This is a genomic window from Arthrobacter sp. G.S.26 (assembly GCF_050847375.1).
In the GTDB taxonomy this organism is placed as follows: Bacteria; Actinomycetota; Actinomycetes; order Actinomycetales; family Micrococcaceae; genus Arthrobacter.
Map to the genome: position 1 here is coordinate 3,016,690 of NZ_CP193752.1, position 23,299 is coordinate 3,039,988.

Consider the following 23,299-nt stretch of genomic DNA (forward strand, 5'->3'; position numbering starts at 1 on the left):
GCCACTATTTATCCAATGACTGGATAAATAGTAGCAAAGGAAAACCCCGCTGCACAGCAGCGGGGTTTCCCAGCGGTCATCCGGGCCATAAGCCCTTCCGGCCAGTAATCAGCAAAGACTACTTGTTGATCTTGGTAACGCGTCCTGAACCAACGGTGCGGCCGCCTTCGCGGATAGCGAAGCCGAGGCCCTCTTCCATGGCGATGGGCTGGATGAGCGCAACGGTCATCTCAGTGTTATCGCCGGGCATAACCATTTCCGTGCCCTCGGGCAGGGTGATAACGCCGGTTACGTCCGTGGTGCGGAAGTAGAACTGCGGGCGGTAGTTGGAGTAGAACGGGTTGTGACGCCCGCCTTCGTCCTTGGAGAGGATGTAGACGTTGGCTTCGAAGTCGGTGTGCGGGGTGATGGAACCCGGCTTGACGACAACCTGGCCACGCTCGACATCGTCGCGCTTCAGACCGCGGAGCAGGAGGCCACAGTTCTCGCCGGCCCATGCTTCGTCGAGCTGCTTGTGGAACATCTCGATACCGGTAACCGTGGTCTTCTGGACCGGACGGATGCCGACGATCTCGACCTCGGAGTTGATGGCGAGGGTGCCACGCTCGGCGCGGCCCGTAACAACGGTGCCACGGCCGGTGATGGTGAAGACGTCCTCGATAGGCATGAGGAACGGCTTGTCACGGTCACGTACGGGGTCCGGAACGGACTCGTCAACGGCTTCCATGAGGTCCTCGACGGACTTGACCCAAACGGGGTCGCCTTCGAGTGCCTTCAGGCCGGAAACGCGAACAACGGGAGCGTCGTCGCCATCGAAGCCCTGAGCGGAAAGCAGCTCACGAACTTCCATTTCAACGAGGTCCAGCAGTTCTTCGTCGTCAACCATGTCCGACTTGTTCAGAGCAACCAGCAGGTAGGGAACGCCAACCTGGCGGGCGAGCAGGACGTGCTCGCGGGTCTGAGCCATCGGGCCGTCAGTGGCGGCAACCACGAGGATTGCACCGTCCATCTGTGCAGCACCGGTGATCATGTTCTTGATGTAGTCAGCGTGACCCGGAGCGTCTACGTGTGCGTAGTGGCGCTTCTCGGTCTGGTATTCAACGTGGGAGATGTTGATGGTAATGCCGCGCTGACGCTCTTCGGGAGCAGAGTCAATCGACGCGAAGTCGCGCTGCTCGTTGAGAGTCGGGTACTTGTCGTACAGCACCTTGGAAATGGCGGCCGTCAACGTCGTCTTACCGTGGTCAACGTGACCAATGGTGCCGATGTTAACGTGCGGCTTAGTCCGCTCGAACTTTGCCTTTGCCACAGGTTCCTCCTAGAACGTTTTCAAATGACTTACCCTTCAACCGCGCTGATCGCGGCAGAAACTCAGGTAAGTCTACTTGGGGGGCTTTGGATTGGTGAAATTGCAGATTCAGGAACTAATACTAGTCCCTAGAGCCTGTTCGTGCAGATGGCCGGAGCGGCCGGGACCTTCCGGCCACCTGCACCGGCTGTACTTTCCGCTGGCGGAAGCACATCCGAGTTTGTTTGCTGCGTCTTGTCCCGGAGGACTATTCGCCGCGGTTCTTCTGGATGATCTCGTCGGCGAATGCCTTCGGGACCTCGGCGTAGCTGTGGAACGTCATGGAGTACACAGCGCGGCCCTGGGTCTTTGAACGCAGGTCACCGATGTAGCCGAACATGCCGGACAGCGGGACGTGCGCACGGATGACCTTGACACCCTGTGCATCTTCCATGGACTGCATCTGGCCACGGCGGGAGTTGAGGTCACCGATAACTTCACCCATGTATTCCTCAGGGGTGCGGACCTCGACATCCATCAGCGGTTCGAGCAGGACAGGGTTCGCCTTGCGGGCGGCTTCCTTGAAAGCCATCCGGCCGGCGATCTTGAACGCCATTTCCGAGGAGTCAACATCGTGGTAAGCGCCGTCAATCAGCGTTGCCTTGATGCCAACAACCGGGTAACCGGCCAGGACGCCGTCGTTCAGCGCATCCTGGATGCCGGCGTCGACGGACGGAATGTATTCGCGAGGAATACGTCCACCGGTCACCTTGTTCTCGAACTCGTACAGCTCGCCTTCGGAAGTATCCAGGGGCCCGATGGCGATCTGGATCTTTGCGAACTGGCCCGAACCACCGGTCTGCTTCTTGTGCGTGTAGTCGTGACGCGCAACAACATTCTTGATGGTTTCGCGGTAGGCAACCTGCGGCTTGCCAACGTTTGCCTCGACCTTGAATTCGCGGCGCATGCGGTCCACCAGGATGTCCAGGTGGAGCTCGCCCATGCCGGCGATGATGGTCTGGCCCGTGTCTTCGTTGAGGGACACCTGGAAGGTGGGGTCCTCGGCGGAGAGCTTCTGGATGGCCGTGGAGAGCTTCTCCTGGTCACCCTTGGTGTTGGGCTCGATGGCAACCGAGATCACGGGCTCCGGGAAGCTCATGGACTCGAGGACGATCTGGTTGGCGGAATCACACAGGGTGTCACCCGTGGTGGTGTCCTTCAAGCCGATCGCTGCGTAGATGTGGCCGGCGGTAGCGCCATCAACGGGCATTTCCTTGTTGGCGTGCATCTGGAACAGCTTGCCGATGCGCTCCTTCTTGCCCTTGGTGGAGTTGACCACCTGGGCGCCTGCTTCCACGTGACCGGAGTACACGCGGACGAAGGTGAGCTGGCCGAAGAACGGGTGCGCGGCAATCTTGAACGCCAGGGCCGAGAACGGCTCTTCGGAAGACGGCTTGCGGGTCAGTTCCTTCTCTTCGTCGCGGGGATCGTGACCGATCATCGGCGGGACGTCGAGCGGGTTCGGCAGGTAGTCGATGACAGCATCGAGCATCGGCTGGACGCCACGGTTCTTGAAGGCGGAGCCACAGAACACGGGGTACAGCTCGGAGTTGATGGTCATCTTGCGGATGCCGGCCTTGAGCTCGTCAATCGAGATCTCTTCGCCTTCGAGGTACTTCTCCATGAGTTCTTCGGAGGACTCGGCAACAGCTTCAACGAGTGCTGCGCGGTACTCTTCAGCCTTCGCCTGGAGGTCAGCCGGGATCTCCTGGATCTCGTACTTGGCACCCATGGTGACGTCACCCTTGGAGTCGCCGGGCCATACGAGGGCACGCATGTAGAGCAGGTCAACAACGCCGATGAAGTCGTTCTCCGCACCGATGGGCAGCTGCATAACCAGCGGCTTGGCGCCGAGGCGGTTAACAATCGTGTCCACGGTGAAGTAGAAGTCAGCGCCCAGCTTGTCCATCTTGTTGACGAAGCAGATACGCGGGACGTTGTACTTGTCGGCCTGGCGCCAAACAGTCTCGGACTGCGGCTCCACGCCTTCCTTGCCATCGAAGACGGCAACGGCGCCGTCGAGGACGCGCAGGGAGCGCTCAACCTCAACGGTGAAGTCAACGTGGCCGGGGGTGTCGATGATGTTGATCTGGTTGTTTTCCCAGAAGCAGGTCACGGCGGCAGACGTGATGGTGATGCCGCGTTCCTTTTCCTGTTCCATCCAGTCAGTCGTCGAAGCGCCGTCGTGCGTTTCGCCGATCTTGTGGTTCACACCCGTGTAAAACAGGATGCGCTCGGTGGTGGTGGTCTTGCCGGCATCAATGTGGGCCATGATGCCGATGTTGCGGACCTTACTAAGGTCGGTAAGCACGTCCTGTGCCACGGTGTCTCCCTTTCGGATGGACTGCACGTTCGCCGCCGGCTCGGTTGAGCCGGCGGCGATCGGGAAGTATTACCAGCGGTAGTGGGCGAAGGCCTTGTTGGACTCGGCCATCTTGTGGGTATCTTCGCGGCGCTTCACAGCGGCACCGAGACCGTTCGAGGCATCCAGGATTTCGTTCTGGAGGCGCTCGGTCATCGTCTTTTCGCGGCGGGCCTTGGAGTAGCCAACCAGCCAACGCAGGGCGAGTGCGGTGGAGCGGCCCGGCTTGACCTCAACCGGAACCTGGTACGTTGCGCCACCGACGCGGCGTGAGCGGACCTCGAGTGAAGGCTTGACGTTGTCCATGGCCTTCTTGAGGGCTGCTACGGGGTCGCCACCGGACTTGGCGCGTGCGCCTTCGAGTGCACCGTAGACGATGCGCTCTGCCGTGGACTTCTTGCCGTCAACGAGCACCTTGTTGATGAGCTGGGTAACCAGCGGGGAGCCGTAAACGGGATCTAGTACGAGCGGCCGCTTGGGGGCCGGACCCTTGCGAGGCATATTACTTCTTCTCCATCTTTGCGCCGTAACGGCTGCGTGCCTGCTTACGGTTCTTCACACCCTGGGTATCGAGGGCGCCACGGACGATCTTGTAGCGGACACCGGGGAGGTCCTTAACGCGACCACCGCGAACGAGCACAATGGAGTGCTCCTGCAGGTTGTGGCCAACACCGGGGATGTAGGCGGTTACTTCCACGCCACCGTTGAGGCGCACACGTGCAACCTTACGGAGAGCCGAGTTCGGCTTCTTCGGGGTGGTGGTGTAAACGCGGGTGCAGACACCGCGGCGCATCGGGCTGCCGTTCAGCGCGGGGGCCTTGGTCTTTTTGACCTTCGGCGTGCGGCCCTTGCGGACCAGCTGGTTAATCGTAGGCACTCTCGTGTTCTCCGTTGGTTTGATCTCTACCCCGGGACCAGGCGCCAGCCTGGAAGTCGGGGTTTTGGCGTTGTTCCTGCAGCTGCGCCCATGAAAACTTGCGTAGGCGTGCAAAAGCGTGGCATTCGTTGCGCACTTAGCCCGCAACCCGGAAACAAGCTCCACCCAGCATCATGAGAACAAAACCAAAATGATGCTGCGGCGGCCTTCATCCACTGCCACACAGAACAATTACGAAAAGTCTAACACGTATGGACCTGGGGCCTTAATCCGGTGTATACGGGGAAGACCCCGCCCCCACGGTGTGGGGACGGGGTCTTTCTACTCAGGGACCAGTGGTCAGCGGAAGTCGCTGCCCAGGTCGTAGTCATCCAGCGGGATGGCGTGGAACTCAGGAGCTCCGTCGCCGCCCAGGGTGTCGTACGAGAAGTCACTGAATGCGCTGGGGCCGGTGAACAGGTTGGCCTTTGCTTCTTCAGTGGGCTCCACGGTGACCTCGGTGTAGCGCGGGAGACCCGTGCCGGCCGGGATCAGCTTACCGATGATGACGTTCTCCTTGAGGCCGAGCAGCGGGTCGCTCTTTCCTTCCATGGCCGCCTGCGTCAGGACGCGGGTGGTTTCCTGGAAGGAAGCTGCGGACAGCCAGGACTCGGTGGCCAGGGAGGCCTTGGTGATGCCCATGAGCTCAGGACGGCCGGAAGCCGGTGTCTTGCCCTCGGACACAACACGGCGGTTGGCGTCTTCGAAGCGGCTGCGCTCGGCGAGCTCGCCGGGCAGCAGATCCGATTCGCCGGACTCGATGACCGTGACGCGCCGCAGCATCTGCCGGACAATGACTTCCACGTGCTTGTCGTGGATGCCAATGCCCTGGCTGAGGTAAACGCCCTGCACTTCGTCCACAAGGAACTTCTGCGCGGCACGCGGACCCATGATGCGCAGGACCTGCTTGGGGTCAACCGGTCCGTTGATCAGCTTCTGGCCAACCGTGACGTGGTCGCCGTCTTCGATCAGGAGCCGTGAACGGCGAAGCACCGGGTAAGCGATGTCTTCGGTTCCGTCGTCGGGCGTGATGACCAGGCGCATCTGGCGCTCGGACTCTTCGATGGTGATGCGGCCGGCTGCTTCTGCAATCGGTGCGACACCCTTCGGAGTGCGGGCTTCGAACAGCTCCTGGATACGGGGCAGGCCCTGGGTGATGTCGTCGCCACCACCGGCGGAGACAGCACCACCGGTGTGGAACGTACGCATGGTCAGCTGCGTGCCGGGCTCACCGATGGACTGTGCGGCGATGATGCCCACGGCCTCGCCGATGTCCACGGTCTTGCCCGTGGCCAGCGAGCGGCCGTAGCACAGGGCGCAGGTGCCGACGCTGGACTCACAGGTGAGTACGGAGCGGACCTTGACCTCGGTGATGCCGGCTGCGAAGAGCTCGGCAATAACAACGTCGCCGCAGTCGGTGCCGGCAGCTGCCAGGACGGTGCCCTTGTCATCGACGACGTCGACGGCCAGGGTCCGGGCGTAGGCGCTGTTCTCAACGTTCTCGTCGAGGACCAGTTCACCGTTGGCGTCGGCGACGGCGATTGCCGTGACCAGGCCGCGCTCGGTGCCGCAGTCCTCTTCGCGGACGATGACGTCCTGCGAGACGTCCACCAGGCGCCGGGTCAGGTAACCCGAGTTGGCGGTACGCAGCGCGGTGTCAGCCAGGCCCTTACGTGCACCGTGGGTGGCGATGAAGTATTCCAGCACCGACAGGCCCTCACGGTAGGAGGACTTGATGGGACGCGGGATGATCTCACCCTTAGGGTTGGCCACCAGGCCACGGATACCCGCGATCTGACGGACCTGCATCCAGTTACCACGTGCACCGGAGGACACCATGCGGTTGATCGTGTTCATCGGGGACAGGCTGTCACGCATCGCCTGGGCGATTTCGTTGGTGGCCTTGTTCCAGATTTCGATCAGTTCCTGGCGGCGCTCGTCGTCGTCGATCAGGCCCTTGTCGTACTGGCCCTGGATCTTGGCGGCGCGCTCCTCGTAGCCGGCAAGGATCTTCGGCTTGTCCTTGGGCACCTCAATGTCGGAGATGGCCACGGTGACGCCCGAGCGGGTTGCCCAGTAGAAACCGGCATCCTTCAGGTTGTCCAGCGTTGCCGCGGTGACGACCTTGGGGTAGCGCTCGGCGAGGTCGTTGACGATCCGGGACAGTTCGCCTTTGTCCGCAACATCCTCAACCCACGGGTAGTCCTCGGGCAGGGTCTCGTTGAAGATGACCTGTCCCAGTGAGGTTTCCACCAGTGCGGTCTGACCCGGCTCCCAGCCTTCGGGAGCTTCCCAGCCTGCGTAGGGCACAAAGCCTTCGAGGCGGATCTTGACCTTGGAGTTCAGGTGCAGGTCACGCAGGTCGTAAGCCATGATGGCTTCCGCCACGGAACCGAAGATCCGGCCTTCGCCGGCTGAACCGACACGCTTGGTGGTCAGGTGGTACAGACCGATGATCATGTCCTGCGAAGGCAGGGTCACGGGACGGCCGTCGGAGGGCTTGAGGATGTTGTTGGAGGACAGCATCAGGATGCGGGCCTCAGCCTGCGCCTCGGGGCTCAGCGGCAGGTGCACTGCCATCTGGTCGCCGTCGAAGTCGGCGTTGAAGGCGCCACAAACCAGCGGGTGCAGCTGGATTGCCTTACCTTCAACAAGCTGGGGCTCGAACGCCTGGATGCCGAGGCGGTGCAGGGTGGGTGCACGGTTGAGCAGCACCGGGTGTTCAGTGATGATCTCTTCCAGGACGTCCCAGACCTGCGGGCGGTAACGCTCCACCATCCGCTTGGCCGACTTGATGTTCTGGGCGTGGTTGAGGTCAACCAGGCGCTTCATCACGAACGGCTTGAAGAGCTCCAGTGCCATCTGCTTGGGCAGGCCACACTGGTGCAGCTTCAGCTGCGGGCCCACCACGATGACCGAACGGCCGGAGTAGTCAACACGCTTGCCGAGGAGGTTCTGGCGGAACCGGCCCTGCTTGCCCTTGAGCATGTCGCTCAGGGACTTCAGCGGACGGTTGCCCGGACCCGTGACGGGACGGCCGCGGCGGCCGTTGTCGAAGAGGCTGTCAACAGCTTCCTGAAGCATGCGCTTCTCGTTGTTGACGATGATCTCCGGAGCACCCAGGTCGAGCAGGCGCTTGAGGCGGTTGTTGCGGTTGATCACACGCCGGTAGAGGTCGTTGAGGTCGGAGGTCGCGAAGCGGCCACCGTCCAGCTGGACCATGGGGCGCAGTTCCGGCGGGATCACCGGGACGGCGTCCAGGACCATGCCAAGCGGGCTGTTGTTGGTGGTCAGGAACGCGTTGACCACCTTCAGGCGCTTGAGGGCACGGGTCTTGCGCTGGCCCTTGCCGTTGGCAATGATGTCGCGCAGCAGGTCCGACTCGGCCTGCATGTCGAAGTTCTCAAGGCGCTTCTTGATGGCTTCGGCACCCATGGAGCCTTCGAAGTACATGCCGTAGCGGTCGCGCAGCTCGCGGTACAGGCCTTCGTCACCTTCGAGGTCAGCGACCTTGAGGTTCTTGAACCGGTCCCAGACCTGCTCGAGGCGTTCGATGTCGGCGTCGGCACGCTTACGCACGTTCGCCATCTGGCGGTCGGCGGAGTCGCGGGCCTTCTTTTTGTCGGCAGCCTTGGCGCCTTCGCCCTCAAGGCGGGCGATTTCGCCTTCGAGGTCGCGGGCGATCGCCGCGATGTCGGAGTCGCGGTTGTCGATGAGCTGCTTCTTCTCGATGTCGTGCTCAACCTGCAGGTTGGGCAGTTCCTCGTGGCGGGCAGCCTCGTCGACGCTGGTGATCATGTAGGCGGCGAAGTAGATGACCTTTTCGAGGTCCTTCGGTGCCAGGTCAAGGAGGTAGCCAAGGCGTGACGGAACACCCTTGAAGTACCAGATGTGCGTGACGGGCGCGGCGAGCTCAATGTGGCCCATACGCTCGCGGCGGACCTTCGCGCGGGTGACTTCAACGCCACACCGCTCGCAGATGATGCCCTTGAAGCGGACGCGCTTGTACTTGCCGCAGTAGCACTCCCAGTCCCGGGACGGGCCGAAGATCTTCTCGCAGAAGAGTCCGTCCTTCTCAGGCTTGAGCGTGCGGTAGTTGATGGTTTCCGGCTTCTTAACCTCGCCGTATGACCAACCGCGGATGTCTTCCGCGGTGGCGAGGCCGATCTGCATGAGGCCGAAGGAGGATTCGCTGGACATATGGTCCCTGTTCTCTCTTGTTCTCTGAATTCTGAAGTCTTGGGCTACGCGAAGAGGGAGGAGGGGTACGACGGCGGGTTCGCACCCGCCGTCGTACCTCCCCTGCTAAACCTCTTCTACGGAACTGGGCTCTGCACGGGACAGGTCGATGCCCAGTTCTTCCGCAGCCGTGAAGACTGCGTCATCAGAATCACGCATTTCAATCGTGGTTCCGTCGGTGGAAAGAACTTCCACGTTCAGGCACAGCGACTGCATTTCCTTGATCAGGACCTTGAAGGACTCGGGAACGCCCGGCTCCGGGATGTTCTCGCCCTTGACGATGGCTTCGTAGACCTTGACGCGGCCATGGATGTCATCGGACTTGATGGTCAGGAGTTCCTGAAGCGTGTAAGCGGCGCCGTAGGCCTCGAGGGCCCAGACTTCCATCTCACCGAAGCGCTGGCCACCGAACTGTGCCTTACCACCCAGCGGCTGCTGCGTGATCATGGAGTACGGGCCGGTGGAGCGGGCGTGGATCTTGTCGTCCACCAGGTGGTGGAGCTTCAGGATGTACATGTAGCCCACGGAGATCGGGTCCGGGAACGGTTCGCCGGAGCGGCCGTCGAAGAGCCGGGTCTTGCCGGAGGAGTCAATCAGGCGCTCACCGTCGCGGGTCACGTTGGTGGAGTCGAGCAGGCCGGTGATTTCTTCTTCACGGGCGCCGTCGAACACCGGCGTGGCGACAGTGGTGGAACCACTCTCGCGCGGCAGGTTGGGCAGCTGCTTGACCCACTCGGGCTCGCCTTCGATCTTCCAACCGGTCTTGGCAACCCAACCGAGGTGGGTTTCCAGGACCTGGCCCACGTTCATGCGGCCCGGAACACCCAGCGGGTTCAGGACGATATCAACGGGGGTGCCGTCGGCCAGGAAGGGCATGTCCTCGATCGGGAGGATCTTGGAGATAACGCCCTTGTTGCCGTGGCGGCCGGCGAGCTTGTCGCCGTCGGTGATCTTGCGCTTGGCAGCGACGTAGACGCGGACCAGCTGGTTGACGCCCGGGGGCAGCTCATCGTCGTTGTCGCGGTCGAAGACGCGGACACCGATGACGGTGCCGGACTCGCCGTGGGGAACCTTCAGGGAGGTGTCGCGCACTTCGCGGGACTTCTCACCGAAGATGGCACGGAGCAGGCGCTCTTCCGGGGTCAGCTCGGTCTCGCCCTTGGGGGTGACCTTGCCTACCAGGATGTCGCCGGCTTCAACCTCGGCACCGATGTGGATGATGCCGCGCTCGTCCAGGCCTGCCAGGACTTCCTCGGACACGTTGGGGATGTCACGGGTGATTTCCTCGGCACCAAGCTTGGTGTCGCGGGCGTCAATCTCGTGCTCCTCGATGTGGATGGAGGAAAGAACGTCCTCGGCAACAATGCGCTGCGAGAGGATGATGGCGTCCTCGAAGTTGTGGCCTTCCCATGACATAAATGCCACGAGCAGGTTCTTACCGAGGGCAAGTTCGCCCTGGTCCGTTGCCGGACCGTCGGCGATGATGCCGCCGACCTCGAGGCGCTGGCCTTCGCTTACCAGGACGCGGTTGTTGTAGCAGTTGCCCTGGTTGGAGCGTGCGAACTTGTTGATGCGGTAGTTGGTTTCCGTGCCGTCGTCGTTAAGCATGATGACGAGCTCGGCGGAAACCTCGGTGACCACACCGGCCTTCTTGGCGATGGTGACGTCACCGGCGTCGACTGCGGCGGCGCGCTCCATGCCGGTACCCACAAACGGGGCCTCGGAACGGACCAGCGGCACAGCCTGGCGCTGCATGTTGGCACCCATGAGTGCACGGTTGGCATCGTCATGCTCGAGGAACGGAATCAGGGCCGTTGCCACGGACACCATCTGGCGCGGGGAAACGTCCATGAACTCGACCTCGCCGGCGGGAACGAGGACAGGCTCGCCTCCACCACCACGGGCGCGGACCAGGACAGTGTCCTCGGAGAACTTCTTGTTTGCATCGAGCGGGGCGTTGGCCTGTGCGATCAGGACCTCTGCCTCGTCGTCAGCCGTCAGGTACTGGACGTCGTCGGAAACAACGCCATCCTTGACCAGGCGGTACGGGGTCTCGATGAAACCGAACGGGTTGATCCGGCCGTAGGAAGCCAGCGAACCGATCAGGCCAATGTTCGGGCCTTCAGGGGTTTCGATGGGGCACATGCGGCCGTAGTGGGACGGGTGCACGTCACGGACTTCCATGCCGGCACGGTCACGGGACAGACCGCCGGGGCCCAGCGCCGACAGGCGGCGCTTGTGGGTCAGGCCGGAGAGCGGGTTGTTCTGGTCCATGAACTGCGACAGCTGGGACGTTCCGAAGAACTCCTTGATGGCTGCAACAACCGGGCGGATGTTGATCAGCGTCTGCGGCGTGATGGCTTCGACGTCCTGCGTGGTCATACGCTCGCGGACAACGCGCTCCATGCGGGACAGGCCGGTGCGGACCTGGTTCTCGATGAGCTCGCCGACGGCGCGGATGCGGCGGTTGCCGAAGTGGTCGATGTCATCGATCTCGACGCGGAGGTCGTGGTCCTGGCCATCGCGCTTGCCCGTGAGGGTTTTCTCGCCGGCATGCAGCGCAACGAGGAACTTGATCATGGCGACGATGTCTTCAACGTGCAGGACCGAAGCTTCCTTGTCACCAAGGGAGCGGTCGATCCCAAGCTTGCGGTTGATCTTGTAGCGGCCAACCTTGGCCAGATCGTAGCGCTTGGAGTTGAAGTACAGGTTGTCCAGCAGGGACTGGGCAGCCTCGACTGTGGGCGGCTCGCCCGGTCGCAGCTTCCGGTAGATGTCCAGCAACGCGTCTTCGCGGGTTTCGGTGGCGTCCTTCTCCAGGGTTGCCCGCATGGAGTCGTACTGCCCGAATTCCTCAAGGATCTGGCCTTCAGTCCAGCCGAGGGCCTTCAGCAGCACCGTGACGGACTGCTTGCGCTTCCGGTCGAGGCGGACGCCGACCTGGTCGCGCTTGTCGATCTCCAGCTCGAACCATGCACCGCGGGACGGGATGATCTTGGCGGTGAAGATGTCCTTGTCGCTGGTCTTGTCAGCGGCACGCTCGAAGTAGGCGCCCGGGGAACGGACCAGCTGGGAGACCACAACACGCTCGGTGCCGTTGACGACGAAGGTGCCCTTCTCGGTCATCAGCGGGAAGTCGCCCATGAACACGGTCTGCTGCTTGATTTCGCCCGTGTTGTTGTTCATGAACTCGGCCTTGACGTACAGCGGAGCCGAGTACGTGGCGTCCCGGTCCTTGCATTCGGCCATCGTGTACTTGGGATCAGCGAACTCCGGATCGGAGAAGCTCAGGGACATGGTGCCCTGGAAGTCCTCGATCGGGGAGATTTCTTCGAAGATGTCCGACAGGCCGGACGTGGTGGCGACGCTGAGGTCGTTTTCTTCGACAGCCTTTGCCACGCGTGCCTGCCAGCGCTCGTTGCCGACCAGCCAGTCAAAGCTGTCCGTCTGCAGGGCAAGCAGATTCGGAACATCAAGGGGTTCGTGAATCTTTGCGAATGAGAGCCGGCGAGTGGCACCATCAGTGCTGTCGGCGGTGTTAGCGGTTTCGTTATTAGAGGTGCTCGAGGCGACCAAGAGGGATCCTTCCACAGACCTTCAGGCGTTTTCAGATCTCCCCCGCTGTGCATCTGCAGATAGAATCCACAGTGCTACCATCCGGTTCCGCTATATGACCCGGGGCCGGGGCTGGGCATTTCGTGACGTTGTCGACGGCACGTTGAATGTCAGCTGCCAGGCAAAGCCCACCGCTATATGAAGGCTGAAGGTAAACAGGGAAGACGCAAATATCTACGATACGGCAAAACAGCCTACCTGTCTACCCCACATCCGGCCGGATTGCAAGCACCGGATTTTGACCGGCACCGCTCCCCTGGCTTCACAGCCGGAGCGTCACGCCTTCCGCCGTGCAGGTGCCGGAATTGGCGAATACCGCGTCGCGGACGGCGTCCTTGGATTCCTGGTCCGCCTGGCCGCCGGTCTCCGCCTTGCCTGAACGGTCGATGGAGAGCAGGGCAAGCGCTGCGAAGAGCCCTTCGAGGTCGCCGGCGGCACCGGCCTGGGCGTCCTGGGCTTTCAGGTAGATCTCCTCGAAGCCGTTGGCGTCGTCCGCCGGGACCGCGGCGTACTCCGCGTAGAGCGAGTTGAACAGCCCGCAGGCCTCCTTGGCCCCGCCGGCGGCCGGCGCTGCCGGCGCCGATGACGCGGGTCCCGGTGCGGTGTTGCCGGGGGTGCTGCCGGCGGAGTCCTGGCCCTGCGCGGATCCGGAGGCCGCCGGCGCGGGCTCGGGCGCCTGCACGGAGCACGCGGTAAGGCCTGCCAGCGCGGCGATGGCCGCCAGGGAGAGGATCTTTTTCACGTCTGCACCTTTGTTCCGAATGGTGCGGGCTTTGGTGACCCGCCGCAAGTTCCCGCGTTCAACCCTACGCAAGCTCCCGGCGTCGTGCACGTCCCAGGCATGGGGACCTCTCCCCTGCCGCTCCGGACGGTGCCTTGCGTGCGGGTGTTTGAATAGCAGCGTGACAGGGGTCACGATAGCCTTGGTGGCTTACACCGGATCCGATCGGAAGAGATAACCATGGGCGATTCCCAGGACAACACTGACGTTGTCATCCTCGCAGCAGTGCGGACCCCGCAGGGCCGGATCAACGGCCAGCTGGCGGGCTTCACCGCCGTGGACCTGGGCGCCCGTGCCATCAGGGCCGCGCTGGACGCCGGTGGCGTGGACGCGGCAGACGTGGACGCCGTCATCATGGGCCAGGTGCTGCAGGCCGGGGCCGGCCAGAATCCGGCCCGGCAAAGCAGTGTTGGCGCAGGCATCGGCTGGAATGTTCCGGCCGTCACTATCAACAAGGTGTGCCTGTCCGGCCTGACTGCGGTCATCGATGCCGCCCGGCTGATCCGGGCCGGCGATGCCACCGTGGTGGTTGCCGGCGGCCAGGAGTCCATGACCCGGGCGCCGCACCTGCTCCCCGGGTCCCGGCAGGGCTGGACCTACGGCAACATCGCGGCCCTGGACGCGGCAGCGCATGACGGGCTGACCGACGCCTTTGACGGCCAGTCGATGGGCCTGTCCACGGAAACGCGGAACCTGGACCTGGGCATTGACCGGCAGTCCCAGGACAACGTGGCGGCGCAATCGCATCAGCGGGCCGCGCTTGCCGCAAAGAACGGCATTTTCGACGACGAACTGGTGCCGTTGAGCGTCAAGCAGCGAAAAGGCGACCCGTTGCAGGTCAACGCCGATGAGGGCATCCGGCCCGCCACCACGGTGGAGTCCCTGGCGGGACTGCGGGCTGCGTTCGCCACCGACGGCACCATCACGGCCGGAAACTCCTCGCCGCTGTCCGATGGGGCGGCAGCGCTGGTCCTGTCCAGCAGGGGGTACGCGGAAGCCCACGGCCTGGCCTACCTGGCAGTGGTGGGCAAGCCCGGGCAGGTGGCCGGGCCGGACAACTCGCTGCATTCCCAACCGTCAAACGCCATCCTCGATGCGCTGCAGCGGGCCGGTTGGACCACCGCCGACCTTGACTTCATCGAGATCAACGAGGCCTTCGGGTCCGTGGCGGTCCAGTCCCTGAAGGACCTGGACTATCCGCTGGACCGGTGCAACATCCACGGCGGAGCGATTGCCTTGGGACACCCGATCGGGGCCTCCGGGGCCCGGCTTGCCGTTCACGCTGCCCACGAACTCCGGCGGCGGGGTACTGGCAAGGCAGCCGTATCACTGTGCGGCGGCGGCGGGCAGGGCGAAGCGCTCCTGCTGTACCGCGACTGATGGGGACCGGACCGGCGCCGGGCCGGGAAAGGTTCCTGGCCGGCGCGGCGGAAGTGGGCCTCCAAGTGGACGTGGTGGCCCGGGCCGCCGCCGGCAGCCTGGCCGAGGCAGCGTCACTGCTGGGCATCAGCCCGGCGGACATCGTTAAATCGCTGGTGGTCAAGCGCAAGGACGGCACATTCCTGTTCGCCCTGATCCCCGGCGACCGGCAGATCTCCTGGCCCAAGCTCAGGGCACTGGTGGGCGTCAACAAGTTGTCCCTGCCACCGGCAGAGGTGGCCCTGGACGCCACCGGCTACGAGCGCGGCACCATCACCCCGCTGGGCAGCACGCATCCGTGGCCTGTGTACGCCGACGCCGCCATCACGGGAAAACGGATCTCCATGGGCGCCGGGGCACACGGCTACAGCGCATTCGTGGACGCCGACGCGCTCACGGCAGCCCTGCGCGCGGTGGTGGCGGACATCTCCGATCCCAACTAGGTCGCAGTTGTTGTCGTTTTGGAGCCCCATAACGACAACAACTGCCAGTCAGTTGGGTTAAACAGAAAACCCCGCCCACAACAGTGGACGGGGTTTTCCGGGAAAAGACGCTGTTACTTGAGGGTAACGGTTGCGCCGGCAGCCTCGAGCTGCTCCTTTGCCTTCTCGGCAGCTTCCTTGGTGGCGCCTTCGAGGACGGCCTTGGGAGCGCTGTCGACCAGGTCCTTGGCTTCCTTCAGACCCAGGGAAGTGATGGCACGTACTTCCTTGATCACTGCGATCTTCTTTTCGCCAGCGGATTCGAGGACGACATCGAAGTCGGTCTTCTCTTCGGCTTCTTCAGCAGCAGCAGCGGGGCCGGCAACGGCAACAGCGGCAGCGGTTACTTCGAAGGTCTCTTCGAAGAGCTTGACGAACTCGGAGAGCTCGATGATGGTCAGTTCCTTGAAAGCTTCAATGAGCTCTTCGTTGGTGAGCTTCGCCATGGGAGGCGTCCTTCCTGTTGTGGTGGTTACCGGGCGCTGGGCCCGAACCACCGGAGTCTGGTGGGGTGAAGAGAATCAGTTCTCTTCGGCTGCGGGAGCTTCAGCCGGGGCTTCAGCTTCAGCGGCGGGGGCTTCTTCAGCGGCAGGGGCCTCGGCAGCTGCCGGTGCACCGTTCTCTTCTTCAAGCTTGAGGCGCAGCGCATCGATGATGCGGGCAGCAGCAGCGGCAGGAGCCTTGAGGATGCCTGCAACCTTTGCGAGCTGCAGCTCACGGGATTCGAGGGCAGCCAGTGCGGCGACCTCGGTGGCGTTCAGTGCCTTGCCCTCGAAGTAACCCGTCTTGATAACGAGCTGCTTGTTGGTCTTGGCAAAATCCGTCAGGCTCTTGGCAGCGGCAACTGCGTCACCCTTGATGAACGCGATTGCAGTGGGGCCGGCGAGCTGGCCGTCGAATGCTGCGACGCCTGCTTCCTTGGCTGCAATGGCGGTCAGGGTGTTCTTGACGACCGCGAACTTGGTGTCCTGGCCGAGAGAAACACGCAGCTGCTTGAGCTGTGCAACGGTGAGCCCACGGTATTCGGTCAGGACAGCGGCGTTCGATTCCTTGAAATCGTTAGTGATCTCAGCTACTGCTGAAACCTTTGTAGGCGTTGCCATAACCCTCCTTCCGGGGATAGTGCCGGTATTTGACGGTCCCCTCAGGATCGCTGAAACAAAAAAACGCCCCGCGCAGATGCACGGGGCTTGGCTCAACGCGGATCAATCCGCGGAACTTTTGCTTCGTTCACCTGCGCCGGCCGCCCTGCGTGAGGGGCCTTCGTCCGGAAACCTACTTGGATCCCCCGCACACAACTGCAGAAGTGAGCGATGCCCGGGAGAGTGGATTTCCAACAACCGACGGTCTTTGGTCCTCCCAGCTTACGGGACGCTTGACCCGTCCACCAAATCGGCCGGATCAGCTGGTGCTGGTATGCGTCTTCGGGAGTTCCTTCTGCCAGATCCCGGTGACCCCCGCGGTGCGGAAGCCCAGCTGCTGGTTCACCGTCAGGAGGTAGCGGTTCTCCGGGGCGTTCCAGGTGTAAATGACCCTGGCGTCGGGAAACTGTTCCGTGAGGCGCTCCATGTTGGCCACCTTGATCAGCAGGCCGAGTTTGTTGCCACGGTGTTCCTGCAGCACCAGGGTGTCGTCCTGGAACACCACGTCAGCCCGGTGGGCCAGTACCGTGATGGTGGTCAGGCCCACCAGGGCCCCGGTGGCGAGGTCCTCGACGGCGGTGACCACCGTCCGCCGGCCCTGCGCGATGGCGACCCCTTCGGCTTCACGGAGGATGCCGCCGTCGAACACCATGTCCTGCTCGACAGGCGCTTCCAGGGCAGGGTCGACGTCGGCGCCCGCCTGGTTTTCGAGGGTGGCCACGGCCTCCAGCCAGCGGTCAGGGCAACGGTCCGTCCAGTGGTGCAGCCGGTACCGGCCGTTGTTGGCGGCGTCCGCCTCGGCCTGCAGGTCCGCGACGAGTTTTGTGTCCAGCGGCAGCGCGCAGGAACTGAACTGCTCGATGTGCTGGAGGGTGTAGCCGGTCTTCTGGGCGAATTCGACCTCGCGGCTGTCCAGCGGCACAAACCCCTGGCCCGAGCCGGGAACCAGCTGGGCCTGCTCAAACTCGTGCAGCGAGGCGCCGGGATGGTTTGTGTCCACCAGGATCATGCTGCGGCCCTCACCGCGTGCCAGTTGCTCCGCGGCCAACAGCAGCCGCCGGCCCACCCCCTGGCGCTGGAATTCCGGCAGGATGTCCAGCGTGAACTCCGCCAGGTCAAGGTTGTCCGTGAGCGGCAGGGCGATGTCCACGGTCCCGACGATTTTGCCGTCCACCTTGGCCACCAGGATCAGCTGCCGCTCATACGGGTCCTCGAACTCCAGCAGCTTCTCCAGCGGCCCGTAGGCGAGGTCGTCGCTGCCCCACGTCTGCATCCGCACCTTGCGGCCCACCTCAACGGCAGCAAGGAAGTCCGCCGCGTCAGGTGCGTCCAGTGAATCGGGAATCCACAGCTGTTCGATCTTCACGTCGTGTGCCATTGGCGCATCACCCCAGCCGTTTCTGCCACTCGCCTTCATAGCCTGCAGGCTTGAATCCAAGCGCGCCATTTATCGCCAGCATATGCTGGTTTTCGCTGGCGTTCCATGTCAGGACCGAGCGCGCCGCGGGCCAACGCTCCTGCGCCCGCCGCACGTTGGCCAGCTTCAGCAGCAGCCCCAGGTTGTGGCCACGGTGCGCGGCCACCACCAGGGTGTCGTTCTGCAGGATGGACGCCGGAACGCCGGGACGCCATTCAAGGACGGTGTAGCCCACCAAATCACCCGTGCCGCGGTGCTGGGCCGCCACCACCACCGCCTCCGTACCCGACCGGGCCAGCTGCTCTTCACCGGACCGCACCCGGGCGGCGTCCCAGTCCTCCAGGCCCCAGTCCAGCCCTGCGGTGGGGACGTCCACACTCATGTGCGCCTTCAGTTCTGCGAATTTGTCCACCAGGTCCGCCGGGCAGGAGCTGTCCCACCACACCAGGGTGTAGTCCCCGGACGTACCTGTGGCCCGCGCCGCCAGCTGGTCCAGGACGTCGCCGGGGACAGGGAGTGCCAGGCTGCTGCTGCACTCCACCTGTTCCAGGTCGTAGCCCGAGGCCAGCGCGAACGCCGTGCCGGGCTCGGCCAACGGCAGCGCGCCGGCTCCGGACTTGGCCGGGACCGTGGCACCGGTGGCGACGTGCCCGATGGGCACCTCAAAGTAGCCGTCCAGGGACGTCCGGCCCCGGCTGCGGGCCAGGTCCTCCACATGCCGGAGCAGGACCCTGCCAAGTCCCCGCCTGCGGTATGCGGGCGCCACCAGCACGTCCACTCCCGCCGTTGCGGTGTTCTCGCGCAGGGGCAGCGTGACCGAACACAGCCCTGCCGTTTCGTGGCCCAGCCGTGCCAGAAAAAGAAAACGATCCTCGTAGGCGTTGCCGCGCCAGAACTCCGCCGCCTCGGCAAGCGTGGGGCAACGGTCCAGGTTTCCCCAGAGCGCCAGTTCCTGCTTTTCCCGCAAGGCATGGCAGGTCCGGAAATCGTCGTCAGGTCCGGTTGCGGAACCTCCGACAGCGGCGTGCCCGGCAAGGCTGCCCGGCGGCGGAACCCGGACGGCGGTGATGGCCAAGCCGGCTGGGACGGGTGGGCTGTTGTGGTGCTCCGGCGCGGCCATTCCCCCAGCTTAGGCAGGAGGCGCTGACAAGTTAAGCAAAAAACCGCCCGGCGCAGGCGCCGGGCGGTTCATTGGTGCCGGACGGATCCGGCAGCCGAGGGAATTAGGCCTCGGTCAGTACCTTGGTCACGTTGGGGTCCACGGCGATGCCGGGGCCGAACGTGGTGGCAACAGTTGCCTTCTGGATGTAGCGGCCCTTGGAAGCGGACGGCTTCAGGCGAAGCACCTCTTCCAGTGCGGCTGCGTAGTTCTCGGCCAGCTTGAGGGCGTCGAAGGACACCTTGCCGATGATGAAGTGCAGGTTCGAGTGCTTGTCGACGCGGAAGTCGATCTTGCCGCCCTTGATGTCGTTGACAGCCTTGGTGACGTCGGCCGTAACGGTGCCGGTCTTCGGGTTCGGCATCAGGTTACGGGGACCCAGGACCTTACCCAGACGGCCAACCTTGCCCATGAGGTCAGGGGTGGCAACGGCTGCATCGAAGTCGGTCCAGCCGGCTGCGATCTTTTCGATCAGGTCATCGGAACCAACGAAGTCGGCGCCGGCAGCGATTGCTGCCTCAGCCTTGTCGCCCGTTGCGAAGACGAGGACGCGGGAGACCTTGCCGGTGCCGTGCGGCAGGTTGACCGTGCCGCGGACCATCTGGTCAGCCTTGCGCGGGTCAACGCCGAGGCGGAAAGCAACCTCAACGGTGGCGTCGAACTTGGACGGGTTGGTGTCCTTGGCAATCGTTACTGCCTCGAACGGCGCGTAGAACTTCTCCGCGTCGATCTTGGCGGCTGCTGCCTCATATGCTTTGCTGCGCTTTGCCATGCTGCTTATTCTCCTTGTGCAGTTGTGGTCTGCGGACCGCGCTGGGCCCTGCCACAGTTGGGAATCCGGCATGGAATCCCAACATTCTTGATGTTTCAGTGGTGCCGGTTACCCGGCGGGTGAAGGCTGTTAGCCTTCGACGGTGATACCCATGGAGCGGGCGGTGCCGGCGATGATCTTCGCTGCGCCTTCGAGGCTGGTGGCGTTGAGGTCTTCCATCTTGGTGGTGGCGATCTCGTTGACCTGCGCCTGGGTCAGCTTGGCAACCTTGACGGTGTGCGGGGTAGCTGAACCCTTAGCGACGCCTGCAGCCTTTTTGATGAGCTCTGCAGCCGGCGGGGTCTTGGTGATGAACGTGAAGGAGCGGTCCTCGTAGACTGTGATTTCCACGGGGATGACGTTTCCGCGCTGGGCTTCCGTCGCAGCGTTGTACGCCTTGCAGAATTCCATGATGTTGACACCGTGCTGGCCAAGCGCAGGACCGATCGGCGGGGCCGGGTTAGCGGCACCTGCCTGGATCTGCAGCTTGATGAGGCCGGTGACCTTCTTCTTGGGAGCCAATGTAGGGTCCTTCTCTCAATAACTTCCTGTGACACAGGAGCGTGCCTCAGGTCTGTGGCCGCCATGGCGAGGCGGCCGGCCGTTCCCGTCCTGCTAAGCCGGCAGGGTGGGAACGAAATTTGTGGGTGCTCAGATCTTGGTGACCTGGTTGAACGCCAGGGTGACCGGCGTTTCGCGTTCGAAGATGGAAACCAGCACCACGAGGGTCTGCGATTCGATCTTGATTTCGGAGATCGTGGCGGGGAGGGTCTCGAAGGGACCTTCCTTGACGATGACGGACTCGCCAACTTCGAAGTCGATGTCCACGGGAGCCTGGTGCTGCTTGTTGACCGGCTTGCCCTTCTCTGCCTGCTCTTCTTCGAAGACCGGGGCGAGCATGGAGAAGACTTCGTCCAAACGCAGCGGGACCGGGTTGTGGGCGTTGCCCACGAAGCCGGTGACGCCGGGGGTGTGGCGGACGGCGCCCCAGGAGGCATCCGTCAGGTCCATGCGGACCAGCACATAGCCGGGGATGCGGACGCGGTTGATGACCTTACGCTGGGCGTTCTTGATCTCGACCACTTCTTCCATCGGCACCTGGATTTCGAAGATGTACTCTTCCATGTCCAGGGTCTGGATGCGGGTCTCAAGGTTGGCCTTGACGCGGTTTTCGTAGCCGGCGTAGGAGTGGATGACGTACCAGTCACCCTCCTGGCGGCGCAGCTTCGACTTGAACTCATCCGCCGGATCGACCTCGGGAACGGCAACAGCGACGGCCTCTTCGGACTCGTCGCCGGCTTCTGTCCCGTGGTCTGCCGCGCTGAACTCTACGTCGGCATTTGCCTCGGAGTCGTCGTCGGCCTCTGCAGCGTCGAAGTCGGCGTCAGCGTCAGCGGATTCGGGCGCGGAGGATTCAACCTCAGACTCTTCACCGGCTCCTGCCGTGACGTCCGCGGACTCTTCGCGTTCAGTCTCGGTTACCTCGAGCTCCTGCTCAGACACTTGGTCTCCTGCTTCCTCATTGCCTAACATGCCTATTTAAATGGCTCAATTCCGCATGCCGCTGTTTTCCCTCCGGTCACCCGGAGCGATCAGCCTGCCTGCGGAGCGTGCAGCGTTAGCTGTCCCCGGAGCCGGTACCGCCGAAGACCCAGCCGACAGCGGAACCAAATCCGATGTCCAGCAGGCTGACGATGACCATCATGATGGCCACGAATACCAGCACCACGAGCGTGTAGTTGATCAGTTCCTTGCGGGTTGGTGCCACGACCTTCTTCAGTTCGCCAATCATCTGGCGGACGAACAATGCAATGCGGGCGAAGATGCTTGCCTTGGCAGCCTTCTTAGCCGGGCGTCCCTTGGAGCTGCTGGCAGCTGTTTCGGTCACCTGGTCCTCGCTCATCTTTGCAATGGTGGATTACCCGGCCCTGATCAGAACCATGGTTGCTGCGCTTGCCCCGGATGTTGGTCCGGGGCAGCTTGCGCAGGGCAGACAGGACTCGAACCTGCAACCTGCGGTTTTGGAGACCGCTGCGCTACCAATTGCGCCACTACCCTATGGGTGATAATCCGCGGCTGATAACGATTCCCCAGTTTGCACTGGGCGCACGCCATCATCCGTGTTTCAACACCGGTGAACCAGTCTACGCAACAACTTCGCGTACGTCGAACCAGCCCGTTCCGGGCCCCCGCGCTGCATGAACTTGTCCCGGACTGGAGACCAGTCACAATTCAAATCCGGCAACCCGGAGGGTCCGGTGAACAGCATAGAGTAGAAACGTCGAATTCCCCCATTCCAGCCTTTTGGCTGCCTGCGAAGAACGGACCTGCCATGTCTGCCGCCCGCGTTTCCAAGCGCATATCCGCAATTGCCGAATCCGCCACCCTTGCCGTTGATGCCAAGGCGAAGGCGCTTAAGGCGGCTGGCCGGCCGGTTATTGGCTTTGGTGCGGGCGAACCGGATTTCCCCACCCCGGAATACATTGTGCAGGCCGCCATTGAGGCCGCCGGACAGCCCAAGTACCACCGCTACTCCCCCGCCGGCGGACTGCCGGAGCTCAAGAAGGCCATCGCGGAGAAGACCCTGCGGGATTCCGGCTATGCAGTGGACGCCGCCCAGGTCCTGGTCACCAACGGCGGCAAGCAGGCCGTCTACAACACCTTCGCCACCCTGCTGGATCCGGGCGACGAGGTCATTGTGCCCACCCCGTTCTGGACCACGTACCCGGAGGCCATCCGCTTGGCCGGCGGTGTCCCCGTTGAGGTCTTCGCCGGCCCCGAGCAGGACTACCTGGTGACCGTGGAACAGCTGGAGGCTGCTGTCACGGACCGCACCAAGGTCCTGCTGTTTGTCTCCCCGTCCAACCCCACCGGTTCGGTCTACTCGCCGGAACAGGTGGCGGAGATCGGCAAGTGGGCTGCGGCCAAGGGCCTCTGGGTAGTTACGGACGAAATCTACGAGCACCTGACCTACGACGGCGTGCCCTTCACCTCGATCGCCACCGCTGCCCCCGAACTGGGCGACAAGGTGGTTATCCTCAACGGCGTGGCCAAAACCTACGCCATGACCGGCTGGCGCGTGGGCTGGATGATCGGGCCGGCGGATGTCATCAAGGCCGCCACCAACCTGCAGTCGCACGCCACCTCCAACGTTTCAAACATCATGCAGATCGCCGCCCTCGCCGCCGTTTCCGGTCCGCTGACCGCAGTCGATGAGATGAAGGTGGCCTTCGACCGGCGCCGGAAGGCCATCGTGGCCGGCCTGAACGCCATCGAGGGCGTGGAATGCCCGACGCCGAAGGGTGCCTTCTACGTGTACGCGGACGTCCGCGGCCTGCTGGGCAAGTCGTTCCCGACGGCGGCGGGTACCTCGACGCCGTCGACCTCCGCCGAGCTGGCGGCGTTGATCCTGGATGAGGTGGAGGTTGCGGTGGTTCCCGGTGAGGCGTTTGGCCCGTCCGGCTATCTGCGCCTCTCCTACGCCCTGGGCGACGAGGACCTTGCCACCGGCGTGCAGCGGCTGCAGGACTTCCTCGGCAAAGCCCAGTAAGGTCCAAAACACCCCGTTGCGCTATCACTTATGGTCCCTAAAACACCGTTTTGGGGAC

General features: G+C 63.3%; 18 protein-coding genes and 1 tRNA gene. 3 read left to right on the forward strand and 16 right to left on the reverse strand.

The window, feature by feature from the left end; genetic code table 11:
* Positions 1-118 precede the first annotated feature (118 nt).
* The 7 genes from tuf to ACRB8A_RS13855 all read right to left on the reverse strand — a co-directional run bounded on the left by tuf (position 119) and on the right by ACRB8A_RS13855 (position 13,222).
* Positions 119-1,309: an elongation factor Tu gene (tuf, locus tag ACRB8A_RS13825; protein WP_050684398.1), complete on the reverse strand. Its 1,191-nt coding sequence runs from the start codon at positions 1,307-1,309 to the stop codon at positions 119-121.
* Between the two features lie 247 nt (positions 1,310-1,556).
* On the reverse strand, positions 1,557-3,671 hold the full coding sequence (gene fusA, locus ACRB8A_RS13830) for an elongation factor G (protein ID WP_050684399.1): 2,115 nt from the start codon (positions 3,669-3,671) through the stop codon (positions 1,557-1,559).
* 69 nt (positions 3,672-3,740) lie between these two features.
* Positions 3,741-4,211 carry a 30S ribosomal protein S7 gene (gene rpsG / locus ACRB8A_RS13835; RefSeq protein ID WP_026531948.1) on the reverse strand — a complete coding sequence of 157 codons (471 nt, stop codon included), beginning with the start codon at positions 4,209-4,211 and terminating at the stop codon, positions 3,741-3,743.
* A gap of 1 nt (position 4,212) precedes the next feature.
* A complete protein-coding gene (gene rpsL / locus ACRB8A_RS13840; protein WP_011692814.1) occupies positions 4,213-4,587 on the reverse strand; it encodes a 30S ribosomal protein S12 in 375 nt (124 codons plus the stop codon).
* Between the two features lie 339 nt (positions 4,588-4,926).
* Positions 4,927-8,826 (reverse strand): DNA-directed RNA polymerase subunit beta', encoded by a 3,900-nt coding sequence (locus ACRB8A_RS13845; RefSeq protein ID WP_050684400.1) that lies wholly within the window; start codon positions 8,824-8,826, stop codon positions 4,927-4,929.
* Between the two features lie 105 nt (positions 8,827-8,931).
* A complete protein-coding gene (gene rpoB, locus ACRB8A_RS13850; protein ID WP_050684401.1) occupies positions 8,932-12,441 on the reverse strand; it encodes a DNA-directed RNA polymerase subunit beta in 3,510 nt (1,169 codons plus the stop codon).
* Between the two features lie 301 nt (positions 12,442-12,742).
* Entirely contained in the window at positions 12,743-13,222 is a 480-nt protein-coding gene (locus ACRB8A_RS13855; protein ID WP_432244880.1) for a hypothetical protein, read from the reverse strand.
* Between the two features lie 219 nt (positions 13,223-13,441).
* Here ACRB8A_RS13855 and ACRB8A_RS13860 point away from each other — a divergent pair, with 219 nt between their 5' ends.
* A complete protein-coding gene (locus tag ACRB8A_RS13860; RefSeq protein WP_432244881.1) occupies positions 13,442-14,641 on the forward strand; it encodes an acetyl-CoA C-acetyltransferase in 1,200 nt (399 codons plus the stop codon).
* A complete protein-coding gene (locus ACRB8A_RS13865) occupies positions 14,641-15,123 on the forward strand; it encodes an aminoacyl-tRNA deacylase (protein ID WP_432244882.1) in 483 nt (160 codons plus the stop codon). The genes ACRB8A_RS13860 and ACRB8A_RS13865 overlap by 1 nt, the downstream gene beginning before the upstream one ends.
* 113 nt (positions 15,124-15,236) lie before the next feature.
* Here the strand turns inward: ACRB8A_RS13865 and rplL are convergent, their stop codons facing one another.
* From rplL to ACRB8A_RS13910, 9 genes are all read right to left on the reverse strand, one after another.
* A complete protein-coding gene (gene rplL, locus ACRB8A_RS13870) occupies positions 15,237-15,608 on the reverse strand; it encodes a 50S ribosomal protein L7/L12 (protein ID WP_050684404.1) in 372 nt (123 codons plus the stop codon).
* Between the two features lie 75 nt (positions 15,609-15,683).
* Complete coding sequence (gene rplJ, locus ACRB8A_RS13875) at positions 15,684-16,265, reverse strand: 50S ribosomal protein L10 (protein ID WP_050684405.1); 582 nt, start codon at positions 16,263-16,265, stop codon at positions 15,684-15,686.
* A gap of 298 nt (positions 16,266-16,563) precedes the next feature.
* A complete protein-coding gene (locus ACRB8A_RS13880) occupies positions 16,564-17,682 on the reverse strand; it encodes a GNAT family N-acetyltransferase (RefSeq protein ID WP_056596979.1) in 1,119 nt (372 codons plus the stop codon).
* 7 nt (positions 17,683-17,689) lie between these two features.
* Positions 17,690-18,841: an N-acetyltransferase family protein gene (locus ACRB8A_RS13885; RefSeq protein ID WP_432244883.1), complete on the reverse strand. Its 1,152-nt coding sequence runs from the start codon at positions 18,839-18,841 to the stop codon at positions 17,690-17,692.
* Positions 18,842-18,944: 103 nt separating this feature from the next.
* Positions 18,945-19,652 carry a 50S ribosomal protein L1 gene (gene rplA / locus ACRB8A_RS13890; RefSeq protein WP_050684408.1) on the reverse strand — a complete coding sequence of 236 codons (708 nt, stop codon included), beginning with the start codon at positions 19,650-19,652 and terminating at the stop codon, positions 18,945-18,947.
* Between the two features lie 129 nt (positions 19,653-19,781).
* Positions 19,782-20,213 (reverse strand): 50S ribosomal protein L11, encoded by a 432-nt coding sequence (gene rplK / locus ACRB8A_RS13895; RefSeq protein ID WP_018773647.1) that lies wholly within the window; start codon positions 20,211-20,213, stop codon positions 19,782-19,784.
* A 129-nt stretch (positions 20,214-20,342) separates the two neighbouring features.
* Positions 20,343-21,194, reverse strand: coding sequence for a transcription termination/antitermination protein NusG (nusG, locus tag ACRB8A_RS13900; protein ID WP_050684409.1), 852 nt, complete (start codon positions 21,192-21,194; stop codon positions 20,343-20,345).
* Positions 21,195-21,309: 115 nt separating this feature from the next.
* Positions 21,310-21,594 (reverse strand): preprotein translocase subunit SecE, encoded by a 285-nt coding sequence (gene secE, locus ACRB8A_RS13905; protein WP_050684410.1) that lies wholly within the window; start codon positions 21,592-21,594, stop codon positions 21,310-21,312.
* An 82-nt stretch (positions 21,595-21,676) separates the two neighbouring features.
* Positions 21,677-21,749 (reverse strand) — tRNA-Trp (locus tag ACRB8A_RS13910).
* Positions 21,750-22,023: 274 nt separating this feature from the next.
* On the opposite strand from ACRB8A_RS13910, the gene ACRB8A_RS13915 reads away from it, so the two are divergent.
* Positions 22,024-23,241, forward strand: coding sequence for a pyridoxal phosphate-dependent aminotransferase (locus ACRB8A_RS13915; protein WP_056596972.1), 1,218 nt, complete (start codon positions 22,024-22,026; stop codon positions 23,239-23,241).
* Positions 23,242-23,299: the final 58 nt, after the last annotated feature.

Coding starts and splice junctions, on each gene's coding strand:
- ACRB8A_RS13845 (WP_050684400.1), bottom strand. CDS start 8,826: ATGTCCAGCGAATCCTCCTTCGGCCTCATGCAGATCGGCCTCGCCACC.
- ACRB8A_RS13880 (WP_056596979.1), bottom strand. CDS start 17,682: ATGGCACACGACGTGAAGATCGAACAGCTGTGGATTCCCGATTCACTG.
- secE (WP_050684410.1), bottom strand. CDS start 21,594: ATGAGCGAGGACCAGGTGACCGAAACAGCTGCCAGCAGCTCCAAGGGA.
- rplL (WP_050684404.1), bottom strand. CDS start 15,608: ATGGCGAAGCTCACCAACGAAGAGCTCATTGAAGCTTTCAAGGAACTG.
- ACRB8A_RS13885 (WP_432244883.1), bottom strand. CDS start 18,841: ATGGCCGCGCCGGAGCACCACAACAGCCCACCCGTCCCAGCCGGCTTG.
- rplA (WP_050684408.1), bottom strand. CDS start 19,652: ATGGCAAAGCGCAGCAAAGCATATGAGGCAGCAGCCGCCAAGATCGAC.
- ACRB8A_RS13915 (WP_056596972.1), top strand. CDS start 22,024: ATGTCTGCCGCCCGCGTTTCCAAGCGCATATCCGCAATTGCCGAATCC.
- ACRB8A_RS13865 (WP_432244882.1), top strand. CDS start 14,641: ATGGGGACCGGACCGGCGCCGGGCCGGGAAAGGTTCCTGGCCGGCGCG.
- rplJ (WP_050684405.1), bottom strand. CDS start 16,265: ATGGCAACGCCTACAAAGGTTTCAGCAGTAGCTGAGATCACTAACGAT.
- ACRB8A_RS13860 (WP_432244881.1), top strand. CDS start 13,442: ATGGGCGATTCCCAGGACAACACTGACGTTGTCATCCTCGCAGCAGTG.
- rpsG (WP_026531948.1), bottom strand. CDS start 4,211: ATGCCTCGCAAGGGTCCGGCCCCCAAGCGGCCGCTCGTACTAGATCCC.